This is a genomic window from thiotrophic endosymbiont of Bathymodiolus puteoserpentis (Logatchev) (assembly GCF_900127505.1).
Taxonomy (GTDB): domain Bacteria; phylum Pseudomonadota; class Gammaproteobacteria; order PS1; family Pseudothioglobaceae; genus Thiodubiliella.
On record NZ_UEXF01000075.1, the window covers coordinates 92,806 to 108,964 of the forward strand.

The following is a 16,159-nucleotide window of genomic DNA, read 5'->3' on the forward strand; positions in this document are numbered from 1 at the left end:
TATTTTTTTACTCCAACTGTTTGCTGAGTCGGAGTTCTCTTGATTTTAATACAGAATTCTTGATTAAGTTTTGTTGCTCAAAATCAAATAATATAGTATCAACTATAGCGCTACTTTGCCCAACATCCAAACCAACAACAAGGCGTTTGTCATACAATATTTTTAGCATCAAGTAATCAAGTCCTGTTAATAAATCTAAGATACTTTTGTCATTTGCCACCGAAGGATTAACCCAATCAGAATCGTTTGGTAGCCCCATGGCCTGAGTGAGCTCTTCCACTACACAAGCAGGTAGTAAACCGTAACGCATTGCATGGTCAACAGGAATAATAACAGTTGCGCCAATTAGTTGGTATGCTTTATGCCTAAAGGATAATAAACAATTTGACTCATTTTCAATATTTTTTACCTTACTAGTCATATAACGACTGATAGCATCTTTATAATGTGATTTTTTGGTTAGTACAATTCTAAAATTAGGATTTTTATCATCTTTGGTAATTGGTAAATTGATGATACTAGATAAATCTTTAAAATGCTCATTAATTAAAGTCTCAACCATTTCAATCTTTGGCGGTAAATTAAAATAATCTACTCTGTATTTAATGGGTTTTTCCCAGCGCCTTAGTTTGCTTTTTTCTTTAGAGTACTCATTATTATAAGCAATTTCAAAGAAAGATTTTTTGATATACTCCTTAGATTGCCATAATGGCTTGTACGCATTAACCTGCGTAACAAGTAAAAAAATCAGTGAAAACTTAAATCCAGACTTGATTAACTTAAATCTAGAAAATAACATTTACTGCTCGTTAAGTGCACCGCCAAAACCTCGTGTAATTGGCTTGGTTAAATATTTAAACAAAGAGCGTGTACCGACTTTAATATCAATGGTACCAGACATTCCTAATTTAACCTTAATTTCTTTAGATTTTGCATTGTTCTTATGCTCTGGACCTTGTATCTCCACATTCACTTGATAAAAAGTAACTTGTCTACCTGATGGGTCTTTATCTAGTAAAGTGTCAGAACTAATATAAGTCACGATGCCTTTTAAACCACCAAAAACTGTATAATCAAATGCATCCAATTTGATGACAACAGGTAGTCCAAGATTGACTCGACCAATATCAATAGGATTAATTCTTGCCTCTAAAATAACACCGCCTTGAGAGGGCGAAACCTCCATTAATTGATCACCAGACCTAAGGACGCCGCCAATAGTTGTCACTTTTAATTCCTTAACCACGCCAGAAACAGGTGAGTGAATATTAGTATATTCCAAAATACTTTCTTGTTCTCTAAGTTTATGCAGGTTTTTGGCAAGATCCCCTTCTAATCTTTCAATCTCACGAGAAGCTTTTTCATAATATTGATTTTTGACTTCCATAATCATACGCTTAAACTCTAAACGCTTTTGCTTTGATCTTAAAACCTCTAACTCACTTACATCACCCGTTTTGGCCAATGTTTGTGTCATCTCCCACTCCTTGTTGGCAAGATCAAGGCTTTCTTCTAACACGCCAACTTCTTGATTTAAAGAGCGTTTTTTCTGCACATAAAGCGCTTTCTGTGCATTAATAAAATCAGGATAACTTTGTGTTAGTTCGTCAAATACGATTGGCTCTTCCAATACTTCGGCACTTGCTCTTGCTAATGCTGATTTTGAATAGGCAACTTGAGATCTAATCTCATGATAACCAGCTTGAGCTCTATCTTTCTCAAGTGTTGCAAGGAGTTCTCCTTGCTTAACTTGATCACCCTCTGATACCAGCAACTTAGACAAAACACCGCCATCAGCAACTTGAATAATCTGGGTATTCCCATTTGCCACAATACTACCTTGAGAACGCACAGTCTCATCAATATCAAACAAACTCGCCCATAACAAAAAACCAACAAAACCACCCAATAAAACATAACTAACAGAAAATGAATGTTCAATTTTTGACAAAACGGATTCTAATTTTATTTTCATTTTTGCTTTGCCCCTCCAGAAAGCTGAGCGATAATCTCATCTCTTGGACCATCCATAATCACTTGACTTTTGTTAACAACAATTAATCGGTCTATCAATTCTAACATTTCCATTTTATGTGTGACTAACACCAAAGTATCTTCTGGGGTTAGTATTTGTTTAAATAAATTAATCAATAATCTTTCTAAATTTTTATCAACTGAGGCAGTTGGCTCATCAAGTAGCCAAAATTTAGGAGATCGTAAAACCACTCTTGTTAAATTAACCAGTTGTTTTTGACCGCCAGAAAGCCCCATTCCTCCTTCAAATATCTCTTGTTCTAAACCCTTTTCATGGCTTGCAATCACACTATCTAACAACCCTGTCATTTTGGCAACTTCTAAAATCTTGCCATCTCCTGGATCAACCAAACCTAAAATCAAGTTCTCTCTGAGTGTGCCTTTAAACAAACGCCCCTCTTGTTGCAAGAATCCAATTTTTTCAGCTAACATGGGTTTAGAAATATGCGCCAAATCAATATCATCTAGTAAAATTCTACCGATATTTGGTTTATACATGCCGCTCAACAAGCGCAATAGGGTTGTTTTTCCAGAGCCAATTGGACCCAGAACTGCAATTTTCTCGCCTGGTTTAATAGTTAATTCTGGCAACACGAGTGCCACTTTTCCACCATAATTAAATTGTGTCTTAGGCTCAATATAGAATTCTCCACGCAAATTCTCCAAGACAATCGGCTGCTCTATATCGTCATGATCACACTTTAAATCCCAAATAGCATCTAAAGAGCGAATCGCTGATTTGGTGTTAGCCCATTGCACTAAATGAGAAGGGATTTGTGCAACAGGCGCTAAAATTCTACCTGATAAAATTGAACAAGCAATTAAACCACCCATTGTTAAACTACCACCACCAATTAACAGTGCACCTGATGCCACCATTAAAATAAAAGATGACTGTTGAAAAAGAGCAACCATATACTGAGATTGATCTGTCATGCGTTTCATCTCTAAATCATAACCACGCCCTTCGTCAGTCACATTCATCCAATTAGACAGCATGCGCCAACCTCCTTGACCTGATTTAATGGTCTCTGCGCCTTCTACTGATTCAACCAATAATCCAACTTTAAGATTCACCGATTCATTAATGTTATCAGCAAGTGCTTCTATTTTTTTATGAAAATACAAGCCAACAAAAGTTGCAATCACAAAAAATACCACGGGTACTAACGCTAAATAACCGCCAATCAATAAGATTAAAGCTATGTAAAACAATACAAAAGGCACATCAACAATCAAGTAAGTTGTAATTGCTGATAGAAAATTTCGCACTGATTCATAACCTCGCATTTGAGACGCCAAACTTCCTACACTTTTTGGTAATTGATCCATTCTCAGCGATAAAAATCGCTTATAAACATCTCTAGATAAACGCCTATCAACACTTTCAATGAGTTTTTCATACAACCCTGCACGCACTAATTTAGCAACAAACTCTAGTCCAACAATAAAAAGTATGCCAATGGTTAATACGAGCAAAGTTTGTTGCGCACCTGTTGGCACCACACGGTCATAAATTTGCATTGAATAAAATGCACTAGTAACAGCAACCGTATTGATGAGCACACCAGAAACCGAAGCATCGATCAACCATTTTTTATGCCTAATCAACTCAGATTTAACCATTTGAAAAATTCGACTGCTATTTGCATCAAATTTTTTCTTAAGCTTTAAAGAAAAAATCTCATAATCATTAAAATCTTCAATAACAACTTCCAACCAAGTGTTCTGCTCAATTGAAAACCACTCAGAAATCCACTGCTCTTTACTATTAAGGGTTTTTAAAATACCCCATTTTTTTCCAATATTATCAAATATCAATAACGGCAAAAGCGAAGGGTCGTCAACAGATTTAAGTTTTTTAGGTTTGTGTACTAATAATGCCTGACAAATATTTTGCAATATTGAAAAATTAGCAAGACCTTCTTTAACTTCATCTTCAATAACTTGTTGCAATTCAACACGGTCAAAACGCGATCGTTGCATTTGCGATAGACGCTGCAGAGTGCTTAACAGTATTTGTTTAATGTCGTTACTTTTATTTGTATTTGTTGTCATGATTTTTTACTATATACTAAATTGCATCAGCACCTTTAATGCGTATCGCCAAGCGCCAACTAACCGATAAAGACCCTGCAGTCATATCTGCAATCTGAGATTTTAACTGCGCTACTTCACGAATAGAATTCATCACATCTTGCCATTGTTTTCTACCTGCTAAAAATTGTCGATACCAAGACTGTTGTATTTTTTGTGATGCCAATAAAGCAGACTCTAGTAGTTTATTTTGTTTAGATAGTGACTGATAAGAGAGCCAATCATTTTCAAATTCTGTGATTGTTTTTTTGTTCTGGGTCTCTAAATCAAGCAAAATAGAGCGCTCTTCTAATCTTGCTCTCTCAATTTTAGAGAATGCACTTAAACCTGCACCAAAACTGCTAGAGAGTTCAAGAAAAATACGGTTCTCGGTATCGGCATTAACAATATTATGATTGCCCCATTGCCTCTCAACTCTTAAATTAAGCTGTGGAGACAAACTAGATTTTGCTTGCTTATAAGTCGAACGACTCTCTTTAACTTTTCCTGATAATTCTTTTAACTTTGGATCAATTTCAAGCGCTTGATTAAGCAATACTTTTTTCACACCATCAATCACATAATTAGTTGAAATATTTTTAATTAAAAGATCTGTATTTAAAGACTCACCAACCAACTCTTCCAACTGCAGTAATGCCTCTTGATGTTTTGTAATAGCAGAATTTAAATTAGCGCTTACTTGCAGTAGACGACTACTAACTAATAACAAATCACTCCCAGAGGAAAGTCCTTGCTCAATACGACGCTCAATTCTTTTTTGTAAAGACTCATACTCTTGTTTACTTTCAGAAAATGCTTCACGCTTTAAATGACTACCATACCAAGCACTATAAAAACGAATCACATTAAAAGCCAAGTTCCTTTTTACAACACGTGAGATAGACTTACGAATACTCAGTTGTGCCTGAGCTTTTTCCATACCTGCATCAATTCTGCCTCCTGCCCAAAGTATTTGATTAAGCCCCAGCCTAATAACTTTATCATCTCCAAGATAGCTTAGGTCTGCAGTTGAGGCTTTTACTTGGCTTATTGAAATGTTTGGTGTTGGGAAATACTGCCATTTTGCTGACTCAAGACTTTTTTCTGCAGAAGACAACAAAGAGGTGCTTGATTTAATTGAAGGGTGGTAATTAAATGCTTTATAAATCAAACCATTTAAACTATAATTATCATCTTTTGCATTAACACTCAGACAAAAACTGCTTAATAAAAATACCAATAAATACCTAAAAAACATAGTGCCTCCTAATAAAATTCACCCTATTATAATCTAAAATATGTGTAAAAATTACAGGTGCAATATAAAGATTGTTTTTTATTGACTTTTTTCTATGAATCCTTAACAAAATTCGTCCTTATCAATTTACTAGAAACGCCAAAAAGCTTTGTGTAAGAGCGCCATTAAAGTTAAGATTTCTAAGCGACCGAGAAGCATAGAAAAACTTAGAATCCATTTGGCACTGTCGCTGATGCTACTATAGTTGGCAGCAACTTTACCCAAAGCTGGGCCTAAATTATTAATACTAGCAGCGGTGGCTGAAAAACTACTGACCTGATCAAGCCCTGTGAACATTAAGGCGACCATAATAAAAATAAAAGCAATAACATATAAGGAAAAAAAGCCCCAGACTGATACCAAGGTGTTTTCCGCAACACTGTGTTTATTAAGTTTTATATTAATTTGGGCGTTAGGATGAATGAATTTTTTGATTTCTTTGGCGGCAAGTTTAAACATTAATAGTACCCGCACAACTTTAATACCACCACCCGTTGACCCAGCACACGCGCCCACAAAACTGGAAAAAATTAATAGCACAGGGAGCATAAATACCCACATTGAAAAATTAGTGGAAGCAAAACCTGTGGTGGTTGCCATAGAAACGCTTTGAAAAATACCGTATCTAAACGCCTCAAAGATACTTTGGTATTGCCCTATGTTGATTAAATAAAGCGAAACCACCACAGTTAAAAAACTTAAAAATATGACATAGGTTTTAAATTCTGAATCATAATAATAATGATTAATATGATTTTGTCGCCAAACAAAAAAATGCAATGAAAAATTAATACCTGCTAAAAACATAAACACAACAGCAACAGATTCAATGGCAACAGAGTCAAAATAACCAATAGAAGCATCATGTGTGGAGAAACCGCCAATTGCAACGGTGGCATAACTGTGTCCAATAGCATCAAAAATATTCATACCTGCTAAGTAATAACCCAATGCACAAGCAATGGTAAAACCGATATAAATCATCCATAAAACTTTGGCAGTTTGGGTGAGTTTTGGCGTTAATCTATCTTTAGAAATACCACTGGATTCAGCGTGGTAAAGTTCCATACCACTTACGCCTAACATTGGCAAAATCGCTAGCGCTAAGACAATAATACCCATGCCACCTAGCCATTGTAATTGCTGGCGATAATACAGGATTGCCTTGGGTAGGTTATCCAATCCAGAAATGACAGTAGCACCCGTGGTAGTGAGACCCGACATTGACTCAAAAAATGCATCACTAAAAGACATTTGCAAAGCATCTGAGAGTAAAAATGGAATGGTTGCAAACAATGAAAGTACAAACCAAAAACTCACCACCACTAAAATACCTTCACGAATTCTAAATGTTTCTTTGGTGTTTTTAAATTTTACCCATAACAACACTCCACTACCCAATGTGAGCAATAATGCCGTTAAAAAGATAGAGTATTGCTGCTCGGCATAAATCAAATCAACCAATATCGGTGGCAGTTGTGTTAAGCTAAAAACCATTAGTAGTAAGCCGATGGTTTTGAATACAATATTAAGTTGCATAATTAATCAAAATAGCCTTCAAACAATTCTTCTATCTGGTGAATTTTGCTAACATCACTCAGCACTAAAAGCACATGGTCGTTTTCTTTAATTACTAATGTTCTTGAAGCCATCATGACTTCATCACCACGAACAACAGAGGCAAATACAGTGCCTTTGGGCAATTTAATCTCTTCAATGGTTTTACCCACCACATCAGAATGATGTTTATCACCATGAACAATGACTTCAATGGCTTCTGCCTTTCCCTGTCGTAGAGAATGCGCCATCATGGTATCGCCCTTGCGGATATGTGCCAAAATACCGCTGGTGGTAATTTGGTCGGGAGATACGACCATATCTACGCCGTCACTTTGGGTGGCTAAATCTTTATACACATTGCGTTTAACTAAGGCGACGGTTTTGTATGCACCGAGGCGTTTTGCCAAAATTGAGACAATCACATTTATCTCATCAGAATCAGTGAGTGCTAGAAATAAGTCGGTGCTTTCGATACCTTCTTCTGTTAATAAATCTTGGTCAGAGGCATTACCATGCAAAACAAGGGTGTTTTCTAACTCGTCAGCAATTTTTTTAACGCGTTGTTTGTTAAGTTCAATAAGGCGAACATGATGGTTTTTTTCTAAAAATTTGGCTAAACTAAGTCCAATCAAACCGCCGCCAGCAATGATGATATTTTTATAAGGTCGGTCTAGGCGCCTAAATTCTTTCAACACTTGAGAAATACTTTCTTTTTTAGTTACAAAATACACTCTATCGCCGTCTTTAATCACGGTATCACCATAAGCAGGAATAGCTTGAGCATTACGATAAATGGCAACAATACGCATATGTGTTTTGGGTAAGTGCTCGTGTAGTTCCTTAATAGGTCGTCCAACAATAGGTGTGCCTGCATGAGCTTTGGTTTCTACTAATTGCATCAATCCATTGTCAAATTCAAAGATTTGTTCAGCACCTGGTTGTTCAACCACGCGTTTAATAAAATTGGTTACCAAAACTTCTGGGGTAATCACAAAGTCAATTGGAATAGCCTGATTGGAAAATAATTTGTCGTGATATAGATACTCAGCGGTGCGGATGCGTGCAATTTTTTTGTCTACATTGTAAAGTGTGTGTGCCATCTGACAAGCCAACATATTGCCTTCATCAGATTTGGTAACGGCAATCACCATATCCATAGATCTAATTTCTGCTTGCTCTAAAATATTTGGATATGAAGCTTGCCCACAAATGGTTTTGACATCTAAATGACGGGCAATGTCGGCTAAATTAGTTGCGTCTTTATCCACAATGGTGATTTCATTTTCAGTATCTTTACTGAGATAGCGAGCGAGTGATGCGCCTACTTGCCCTGCACCTAAGATTAAAATTCTCATAATGTATTATTTCTTATCAATGCCTAAATCTTTTAACTTACGATACAATGTGGTTCTCTCCAATCCAGCTAATTCTGCCACTTTGGCAATGTTGTGATTATTTTGAGCTAGATGATGCTCAAAATACTGCGCCTCAAAAATATTTCTAACAGCTTTAAGTGGTAAGTCAAAATTAATACCACCAATTTTTAGCTTATCATCATTGATTTTTTCAGCCAAAAGTTTGCGTACTAACGGCAAAATATCATGTAGTGGTTTTTTTAGAAAATCAACCGCACCCAGCTTAATCGCTTTAACCACATCTTGATGCTCTGCATGGCCAGACATCATCACTACTGGCGTAGAAAAACCTGCGCTCATCCATTCTTCCAATAGTGACATACCATCTTGTCCAGGCATCCACACATCCATCATAATTAAATCAAAAGTTTGTTTTTTTACGATGATTTTTGCCTGCTGAGCGTCCGCTGCCAAAACCACATTATAGTTAACATCTTCCAAGGTATCTTTTATCGCCTCAGCATTGATGCTTTCATCGTCAATAATCAAAATATTGCCAATTATCATACGCCCTCCTTTTTGTATCCAAATTCAATGATGACCATTGCCCCATGAGGTTTAACATTGCTGGCAAAAATACGCCCATCGTGTTGTTCAATAATATTTTGCACAATTGCCATACCCAACCCACTACCTTTTTCTTTAGTCGTTACATAAGGCTCAAACATAGATTCAAGTACAGACTCATCAAAACCATCACCATTGTCTTTAATACTTAAACGCACTATACCCTTATCTTTTAAATATTGGGTGGCAATATTAATGGTCAAATCATGCCCTTTATTAACCGATTCAGTGGAATTCTTAACTAGGTTAATTAGCACCCTAGAAATACTATTAGCATCTAAGAGTAATTTAGGCACATCGCCTGAGAGATCAAGCTCAATACTGATATTTTTTTGCGCATCGTACAAAGCAATTGACTGATTAATCAGTGTATTTAAATCCAGTAATTTTCTCTCAACTTGTGGTGTGTTGGCATAATCAGAAAAGGCACTGACCATTGCATCTATAGACTTCACTTGGTCAATAATAACACCCGTGGTTTTATCCACGATTTCCAAATCCTTACCTTTAAGTTTTTCTAAAAATTTATTTCTTAAGCGCTGCGCTGACAATAAAATAGGAGTAAGTGGGTTTTTAATCTCGTGTGCCATACGCATTGCCACTTCACCCCAAGCGGCTTTTTTCTGTGCACGGTGTAGTTTCGAAATGTCCTTAACAATAATGACATAACCCAAAGTTGTATCACTAACATCTAATGCCGCACCTTGACAAGACAACAAAACACGCTTGTTTGATAAAGTTACCTCAATTTCTTCACTCCATTCGCCGCCTTCTTGGTTGAACCTGTCTTGAATGATAAAAAATAATGACTCAAGATAACTATTTTTCTTAATAACGCTATCGCACAACTTGCCCACAAACTGTTGCTCATTTTCAATGCCCAGTATTTTGCCGATAACAGAATTAACAAACTGAATTTTTTTGTCTTGATCTAAACCAATCACACCAAAAGAATATCTTAAAATGGTTTCTAAATACAAATTATGTGTACTTAATCCTTGGCGTGATTGCTGAATTTGCTTAGACATTTCATTAAATTGCTCAATCAGGCGACGCACATCTTTGTTTTTTTCCTGATTGTGAACCATGACACCATAATTACCCTTGGCAATTTCTTTAGTGGCAAGTGAGAGATTATGCATTGGGCGCATCAATTGGTCAATCATTCTAAACACAATGAGCAACATACTCAAAACTGTCAGCAAAATGGTCGATGAAAAATCTAATAAAAAGCGTTTTTTCGTGAGTGAAGTATTAACATCAAAGGTGACACTGCTAGCAAAATTATAAAAACTTTTAACTTGACCTAAAAAACGCAATAGATGCGGATCTGTTGCATATACAGCAGTCAAATCCAAGATTTTTTTATCCGCATTTTTACTTAAATAATGACTGGACATTTGCACTTGAAACAACTTTAAATTTTCATCTTCAAAAGCAACAAAATCCTGCTGAGACGATAACGGTTGATTGTCCTCAACAATACAAGTATCCCTTTGGCTTATTTGTGTAATTATGATGTCTTTTTCATTTTTTAACACCAATGAACAAGCGTATTTTTTATCAATCAAGCCTTGAACAAAAGCCTGCATCTTAGCGTCATAATCTTTTGCATCTTGTTGGAAATTAGAATAACTTTGAATTTGCTGTAATAATACTTTAGTGAAATCAACATAGCGGTCATCTCGAACCATTTGTAAACCATGATATAGGCTATTTACTTGATTTAAAAATACTTTATTGAAATTATTGTAGGTATCCTCAGAGCGCTTAACATTATCCTGTACCGTCTGAAATGAAAATAGATAAAAAGAAAATACTGGCGCAATTGTGAGTAGAGGGATAATCTTGATAAAAGTCCAAGTAAATCGCGTGCCAATGACACCATTTTTGTTGTCTTGTTTAACCTTAGAAACAGCAAGAAATACATAAAAACCTGCAATAAAAATAACAACAACATTATAAGATACCAGCACCCACCACCAATCTTTAATCAAGTATGGATTGATCCCCATATAAGACAAACCGCCTATTGAAATTAAGAAAGCAATTGGCCAAACCCATTTATTCGGTACTTTCTTGAGGGAGAAATTTTGTTCAAAAATCATAGTTCGTTTGTCGCGTGTATGTGCTGATTATCTCATAAAAATAGCCACTAAGACTAATTGTTGCTAAAATACAACAATGATACAAACACAAACACAACTAAGCGATTTTTTACATGCCATTGAAGACGAAACTGAGTTGGCAATTGACACAGAATTTAAACGCGTGAATACTTATTATCCACTGCTATGCTTGGTGCAAATTGCTACCAAGAGTGCTACAGATTGTATTGATATTTTGGCAATCGAAAATTTGCAACCTTTATTTGACAAACTTTATCAAAAGCATTGCCTTTGGATTGTGCACAGCGCAAGACAAGATATCGAAGCAATGTATTGTCTTTCTGGGAAACTACCCACGCAATTATTCGACACCCAAATTGCACTTGATTTATTAAAAGACTTACGCCCTGACACATGTAATCCTGGCGCACAAATATCTTATCAAAGTCTGACTGAAATTTTGCAAGGTGTGCACTTGGAAAAAGCCTATACCCGATTTGACTGGACTACACGCCCACTACCCGATGGGGCAATAGAGTATTCACTAGATGATGTGCGTTATTTAATTAAAAATTACCGCCAACTTAAAACACGCTTAGAAAATGAGCAAAAACTAAAATGGCTAATGGAAGAAGGCCAATCCCTGCTTGATATTAGTTTGTATGAAGTCGATATCACTCAAGCATGGAGGCGCGTGAAAGGGGTTTCGCATTTACCTAAAAAAATGCACAATATTAGCACACAACTCTGTGCTTGGAGAGAGCACACAGCGATTGATAAAAACAAACCTAGAAAATGGATATTGTCTGATGATGATTTAATCAATATCGCAATGGGAAAAGATAATTTTAACGATAAAAAACAACAATCATTTGAAAGTTTCTTAACGCAGTATCCACAACTATACGATATCAAGATTGATGCTCAACATACACCACCCACACCAGCAGAAAGAGCACAAAGAGTCATTTTACAAAAAGGCATTCAAGCAAAAGCAAATCAGTATAATCTAACCACAGAAGTTATTGCCACTAGCAAAACCTTGTTAAGATATATCCGTGGTGACCAATCGGTGAATTTTCTCAGTGGTTGGCGTTATCAAATACTAAAAGAGGAGTTAGAAAATGCAAAATAGTTTAAAACCCGTATCAGCAGGCAATATACCTGATGAAGTCAATGTAATTATTGAAATACCCGCTCAGTCATCACCAGTCAAATATGAAATTGACAAAGAAACAGGTGCGATGTTTGTTGATAGATTTATCTCAACGCCAATGTTTTATCCATGCAATTACGGTTTTGTACCAGAAACCTTAGCCGATGACGGTGATCCTGCAGATGTGCTAGTGATTACGCCTTATCCTCTGATTCACGATTCGGTGATTACGGTGCGCCCTATTGGCGTTTTAAGAATGACCGATGAAGCAGGCAGAGACTATAAGATTTTGGCAGTGCCGATTGACAAACTCTGCAAATCTTATCGAGATATTAAATGCATTGATGATGTGGAAGTAACGCTTAAAGATCAAATTGAGCATTTTTTCACTTACTATAAAGACCTTGATGAGGGTAAATGGGTAAAGATTGATGGCTGGGGTGACGCTGAAGAAGCCAAAAAAGAGTTACAAGATTCTTTTAACGCCTATCAAAAATAACAACTTTACTATTATTGGTGGTGAGTATCGAGGTAGGAAATTTAGCTTTCCTGATGTTGATACTTTGCGTCCTAGCCCTGGAAAAGTGCGTGAAACTTTGTTTAACTGGTTACAATTTGAAACACAGGGTAAAACTTTTTTAGACTTATTTTCTGGCAGTGGCGCCTTGAGTTTTGAGGCGCTTTCTCGTGGTGCAAAACAAGTAACCAGTGTAGAAAAAAATACAAACGCCGTACATTTTCTCAAGCAGAATAAACAATTATTAAAAACAGATAATTTAGCCATTTTTAAACAAGATGCCTTTGCATTTTTAAACAAAAAACCAAAAATACCCTTTGACTTGATTTTACTAGACCCTCCTTTTAATAAAAACTATCTAGCAAACGCCTTAAAATTAATCTCAAAAAATGATTTTATTGCTATTGGTGGCAAAATTTATATAGAATCTGAATTTGAAATAACAATGAAATTTTTAAAAACACACTATTTGACAAAAACCAACCTCAGCAAACAAAAAAAATCTGGCGCCGTTCACTACTGCTTGGTAGAAACCTTTATATAAATTACCTTATTCCCAAGATTCAACTTAAGGATATCATAGCCAGGAAAGAGATTTAAACGAGAACCATAACGGCTTGTCAAGGCAATTCTTCCCTAGGCGCTATGGCTTTATGTGAGTGAAAAGAGGCATCTAAAACAACGAATTTTCTGATTTATGTGTTGTATTCATTTGAATCTCCTTATGTTTTTATTATAAGAAAATTCTACTTTTACTGAGTGTTAATTTTTTAGAGGATTGCAGGTTCATTTATACAACTTTTTACTAGTTCTAAAAAGTTGTACTTGGAACTTGAATGGGCGATACAAAAAAGATTTAACAAAAGTAAAAAAGGTTTTATTTACTTGCCATCTATCCCTTTACTGCAAAAGTCAATATTATTATGATGGGCATCAATAATAGCATTTCTAAGGCTCATCCACTCTCTAATATTGCCACCTTCAAGATTGAAATATTGAAGAAATTTACTAGATATACAAAATGGATGGAAATCTTGTCCTAAGACTGATTTGATATCATTATAAACATCTTTGTCTGCGTGATTTGTGCGAATGCTGTTAATGTATCTAAGTAGTGCAGCAGTGCGCTTATCAAAATCTTTTGGTGTTTTGTTGCCATGCAAATTTTGCTTGCCAACTATAGCATATAATATGACATTACCAGCTGTTCCAGCGTTGATTTTTTTATATTTTTGTTGATTTTTAGGAATTGCTTGGGGGGAAGTACCTGAATATTCAACATCCATCGGAAATATTACCATATGCGGTGACATTAAATAAATGCCCTCATCATGTTCAACATCTAAGTCAAATGCTGCTTTTTTGCCATTTTTCACCACTGCATCAATCAACTCTACTATGTTAACAATATAGTCAAGTGTGCCATTGTTCTTGTTGTGATTAGCAAATGTAGTTGATGATATTGCTGTTATGAACGCTATAATTAAAATCATTATTGTTTTTTTCATTTTTTGTCCTTTTTTTTAAGAATTATAATGTTTTACTATAAATTGATGATAAATTGGAGTTGTTTTTGATTTGAGTGGTGGTTTTTTTGGTTTAATGCAGGGGTTTCCATTCATGAAACACATAAAACAGCACTTTTTTTACTCAAAAACTCGTCAAATAGCGGGCTATTCTCTTCGTTTTTAGGTAAAAAAATATACTATTTTCTGCATTCCCTAAATCATACTGAGATTTTTGAGGGTGGCCCATAAGATTAAATTCGCAAACTATTGCTTTCTACTTTCATAAGCGATCTTAGATTGCCGCTTAACAGAAAACAAGAGAACTGCTTTAACTCCTTGAAATATATCAGAGAACAACTTAGAAGTATTCTCTTCATTAAGCATGGGGAAGAAACGATCCGTATTCAAAGCATTGACAAACAAATCATGAGAGGAATCGTCACCATGATATTCCCCTTCAACACAATATTGATGTGCATCATCTATCAGCACTTGTAAAGCATCTATCTTAGCAAGTGCAGGAGTGATGGAAACATCTTTATCTTTCTCATACTTGAGCTTTACTTTACATAAATATTCTCTTCCGTGCCAGCAATTTGTAATAATACTTTGCCCGCTATTGTTAATATGATTTGTTCCTCTAAATATAGATTCTGCTAAGCTCCATACTTCCTCTTTCGCTTTTTCTAAAAAAGCTTCTCCAGAGGTTTTTTGTTTATGGCAAATTGTTTTTGTCATTTCTTTGTTTTCTTTATAAATACTATTGGCGTACTTGATTTTTATATTACTTAAAAAATGATTGTAAGCTTTTGCATAAGATGTTAAAAATTCATTAAATGATGTGTTTTGAACAACTTCTACAGGTGGGGTTTGTTTGAGATCTGGGGCGCTAATTGTGATTGTATCATCTAAAGTATAACCCTTAAAATGAGTTTTATAGTCATAAAAGATACCATCTAAACATTTTTTTATTTGGTTGGCTTTTTTGCCCTTAAAGCTTAAAAAATAATGATCGTCATCAACCTTGCAAAGCGCAAGCGTTTGACTGGAGATAATATCGGGTGGAGCAATTTCCATTTCACTAACTGCTCCATTAAGAGCGGTATTTAGGGCAATAAAATGTGGAGAAGCTTTCATCCATTGTTTTGCATATATCTTTGATAAATTGTCGTTCAATCTTTTAGCAGATAATAAATACTGCTCCACATAATGACGAAGCAGAATTTTGCTATAATCAGCATGGACTTTTCTTGAAGAAGCTGTATTGTTTATTGACTCTGTTAAATTTTTCTCAACCTTTAATACAAATGATTCTAGGCTGGCAGCGCCTTTTTTGCTACTAGTATAAGCATATTGTTTAGCAACAACTTTTAACGAATCATCAATTTTGTTTCTTACTTTGCGATAGGGTGAAGGTCCAAAATCATTAACTAACATGATAATAAGCCCAAGAACTGGAACTGCTGCAACAGCGAGAACAGTCGTTTTGTCTATAACTGTTGATTTGGGATCTTCAAAAGTTGTTACAATATTGTAAATTGTTACCCCCACTGCAACAACTACGCCAATTGCACCTAAAACCGATACCGCTGTTTCTGCTGTTATTATAGCTGTGTCTGCAATAGTTTCTTCTAAAATTGCAGATGTGTCCGTTGCCACTGAACTGAGGGTTCTGTTGACAGCGCTAATATATTCGCTTTCTGTAGGAAGAGCCTCTATTTCAGTTGGATTAGCACTTTCTTGTTTTTCTATCAAATTATCGAACTCGTCGTTATTACATGTAGTAGCGTTAACATTAAATGTCAGTAAGGCGCTAAAAATTAGTGTTAAAAAATTAAATTTTGTTAATATCATAAAATATCCTAGATTCTTTAAATACAAATACGCTTTTCGATGTCTGTCACTTACTTTGCTTATATGT

General features: G+C 35.5%; 13 protein-coding genes. 3 read left to right on the top strand and 10 right to left on the bottom strand.

What is annotated here, in order from left to right; translation table 11 throughout:
- Window positions 1-7 precede the first annotated feature (7 nt).
- The 8 genes from BHECKSOX2_RS09750 to BHECKSOX2_RS09785 all read right to left on the bottom strand — a co-directional run bounded on the left by BHECKSOX2_RS09750 (window position 8) and on the right by BHECKSOX2_RS09785 (window position 11,057).
- Complete coding sequence (locus tag BHECKSOX2_RS09750; RefSeq protein WP_139683414.1) at window positions 8-799, bottom strand: DUF2927 domain-containing protein; 792 nt, start codon at window positions 797-799, stop codon at window positions 8-10.
- Window positions 800-1,975: a beta-barrel domain-containing protein gene (locus tag BHECKSOX2_RS09755; protein ID WP_090715034.1), complete on the bottom strand. Its 1,176-nt coding sequence runs from the start codon at window positions 1,973-1,975 to the stop codon at window positions 800-802.
- Entirely contained in the window at window positions 1,972-4,092 is a 2,121-nt protein-coding gene (locus tag BHECKSOX2_RS09760; RefSeq protein WP_237731661.1) for an ATP-binding cassette domain-containing protein, read from the bottom strand. The genes BHECKSOX2_RS09755 and BHECKSOX2_RS09760 overlap by 4 nt, the downstream gene beginning before the upstream one ends.
- Window positions 4,093-4,108: 16 nt before the next feature.
- A complete protein-coding gene (locus BHECKSOX2_RS09765; protein WP_139683415.1) occupies window positions 4,109-5,368 on the bottom strand; it encodes a TolC family protein in 1,260 nt (419 codons plus the stop codon).
- 129 nt (window positions 5,369-5,497) lie between these two features.
- Window positions 5,498-6,946, bottom strand: coding sequence for a TrkH family potassium uptake protein (locus BHECKSOX2_RS09770; protein ID WP_090716149.1), 1,449 nt, complete (start codon window positions 6,944-6,946; stop codon window positions 5,498-5,500).
- A 2-nt stretch (window positions 6,947-6,948) separates the two neighbouring features.
- Complete coding sequence (gene trkA, locus BHECKSOX2_RS09775; RefSeq protein ID WP_139683416.1) at window positions 6,949-8,322, bottom strand: Trk system potassium transporter TrkA; 1,374 nt, start codon at window positions 8,320-8,322, stop codon at window positions 6,949-6,951.
- A 6-nt stretch (window positions 8,323-8,328) separates the two neighbouring features.
- On the bottom strand, window positions 8,329-8,889 hold the full coding sequence (locus BHECKSOX2_RS09780) for a response regulator (RefSeq protein WP_090716154.1): 561 nt from the start codon (window positions 8,887-8,889) through the stop codon (window positions 8,329-8,331).
- Window positions 8,886-11,057: a sensor histidine kinase gene (locus BHECKSOX2_RS09785; protein ID WP_139683417.1), complete on the bottom strand. Its 2,172-nt coding sequence runs from the start codon at window positions 11,055-11,057 to the stop codon at window positions 8,886-8,888. The genes BHECKSOX2_RS09780 and BHECKSOX2_RS09785 overlap by 4 nt, the downstream gene beginning before the upstream one ends.
- A 76-nt stretch (window positions 11,058-11,133) precedes the next feature.
- Here BHECKSOX2_RS09785 and BHECKSOX2_RS09790 point away from each other — a divergent pair, with 76 nt between their 5' ends.
- Genes BHECKSOX2_RS09790 through rsmD form a run of 3 tightly spaced genes read left to right on the top strand, consistent with a single transcriptional unit; the run spans window position 11,134 to window position 13,274 of the window.
- A complete protein-coding gene (locus BHECKSOX2_RS09790) occupies window positions 11,134-12,192 on the top strand; it encodes a ribonuclease D (RefSeq protein WP_139683418.1) in 1,059 nt (352 codons plus the stop codon).
- Window positions 12,182-12,712: an inorganic diphosphatase gene (gene ppa / locus BHECKSOX2_RS09795; RefSeq protein ID WP_139683419.1), complete on the top strand. Its 531-nt coding sequence runs from the start codon at window positions 12,182-12,184 to the stop codon at window positions 12,710-12,712. The genes BHECKSOX2_RS09790 and ppa overlap by 11 nt, the downstream gene beginning before the upstream one ends.
- Window positions 12,645-13,274, top strand: a complete 630-nt coding sequence (gene rsmD / locus BHECKSOX2_RS09800) for a 16S rRNA (guanine(966)-N(2))-methyltransferase RsmD (RefSeq protein WP_139683420.1) — start codon at window positions 12,645-12,647, stop codon at window positions 13,272-13,274. The genes ppa and rsmD overlap by 68 nt, the downstream gene beginning before the upstream one ends.
- Window positions 13,275-13,611: 337 nt before the next feature.
- Here rsmD and BHECKSOX2_RS09805 read toward each other — a convergent pair whose 3' ends face one another.
- Both BHECKSOX2_RS09805 and BHECKSOX2_RS09810 read right to left on the bottom strand, forming a co-directional pair.
- Window positions 13,612-14,238 carry a hypothetical protein gene (locus BHECKSOX2_RS09805; protein ID WP_139683421.1) on the bottom strand — a complete coding sequence of 209 codons (627 nt, stop codon included), beginning with the start codon at window positions 14,236-14,238 and terminating at the stop codon, window positions 13,612-13,614.
- 264 nt (window positions 14,239-14,502) lie between these two features.
- Complete coding sequence (locus BHECKSOX2_RS09810; RefSeq protein WP_139683422.1) at window positions 14,503-16,092, bottom strand: hypothetical protein; 1,590 nt, start codon at window positions 16,090-16,092, stop codon at window positions 14,503-14,505.
- Between the last annotated feature and the right edge of the window lie 67 nt (window positions 16,093-16,159).

Coding starts and splice junctions, on each gene's coding strand:
- BHECKSOX2_RS09750 (WP_139683414.1), bottom strand. CDS start 799: ATGTTATTTTCTAGATTTAAGTTAATCAAGTCTGGATTTAAGTTTTCA.
- BHECKSOX2_RS09755 (WP_090715034.1), bottom strand. CDS start 1,975: ATGAAAATAAAATTAGAATCCGTTTTGTCAAAAATTGAACATTCATTT.
- BHECKSOX2_RS09760 (WP_237731661.1), bottom strand. CDS start 4,092: ATGACAACAAATACAAATAAAAGTAACGACATTAAACAAATACTGTTA.
- BHECKSOX2_RS09765 (WP_139683415.1), bottom strand. CDS start 5,368: ATGTTTTTTAGGTATTTATTGGTATTTTTATTAAGCAGTTTTTGTCTG.
- BHECKSOX2_RS09770 (WP_090716149.1), bottom strand. CDS start 6,946: ATGCAACTTAATATTGTATTCAAAACCATCGGCTTACTACTAATGGTT.
- trkA (WP_139683416.1), bottom strand. CDS start 8,322: ATGAGAATTTTAATCTTAGGTGCAGGGCAAGTAGGCGCATCACTCGCT.
- BHECKSOX2_RS09780 (WP_090716154.1), bottom strand. CDS start 8,889: ATGATAATTGGCAATATTTTGATTATTGACGATGAAAGCATCAATGCT.
- BHECKSOX2_RS09785 (WP_139683417.1), bottom strand. CDS start 11,057: ATGATTTTTGAACAAAATTTCTCCCTCAAGAAAGTACCGAATAAATGG.
- BHECKSOX2_RS09790 (WP_139683418.1), top strand. CDS start 11,134: ATGATACAAACACAAACACAACTAAGCGATTTTTTACATGCCATTGAA.
- ppa (WP_139683419.1), top strand. CDS start 12,182: ATGCAAAATAGTTTAAAACCCGTATCAGCAGGCAATATACCTGATGAA.
- rsmD (WP_139683420.1), top strand. CDS start 12,645: ATGGCTGGGGTGACGCTGAAGAAGCCAAAAAAGAGTTACAAGATTCTT.
- BHECKSOX2_RS09805 (WP_139683421.1), bottom strand. CDS start 14,238: ATGAAAAAAACAATAATGATTTTAATTATAGCGTTCATAACAGCAATA.
- BHECKSOX2_RS09810 (WP_139683422.1), bottom strand. CDS start 16,092: ATGATATTAACAAAATTTAATTTTTTAACACTAATTTTTAGCGCCTTA.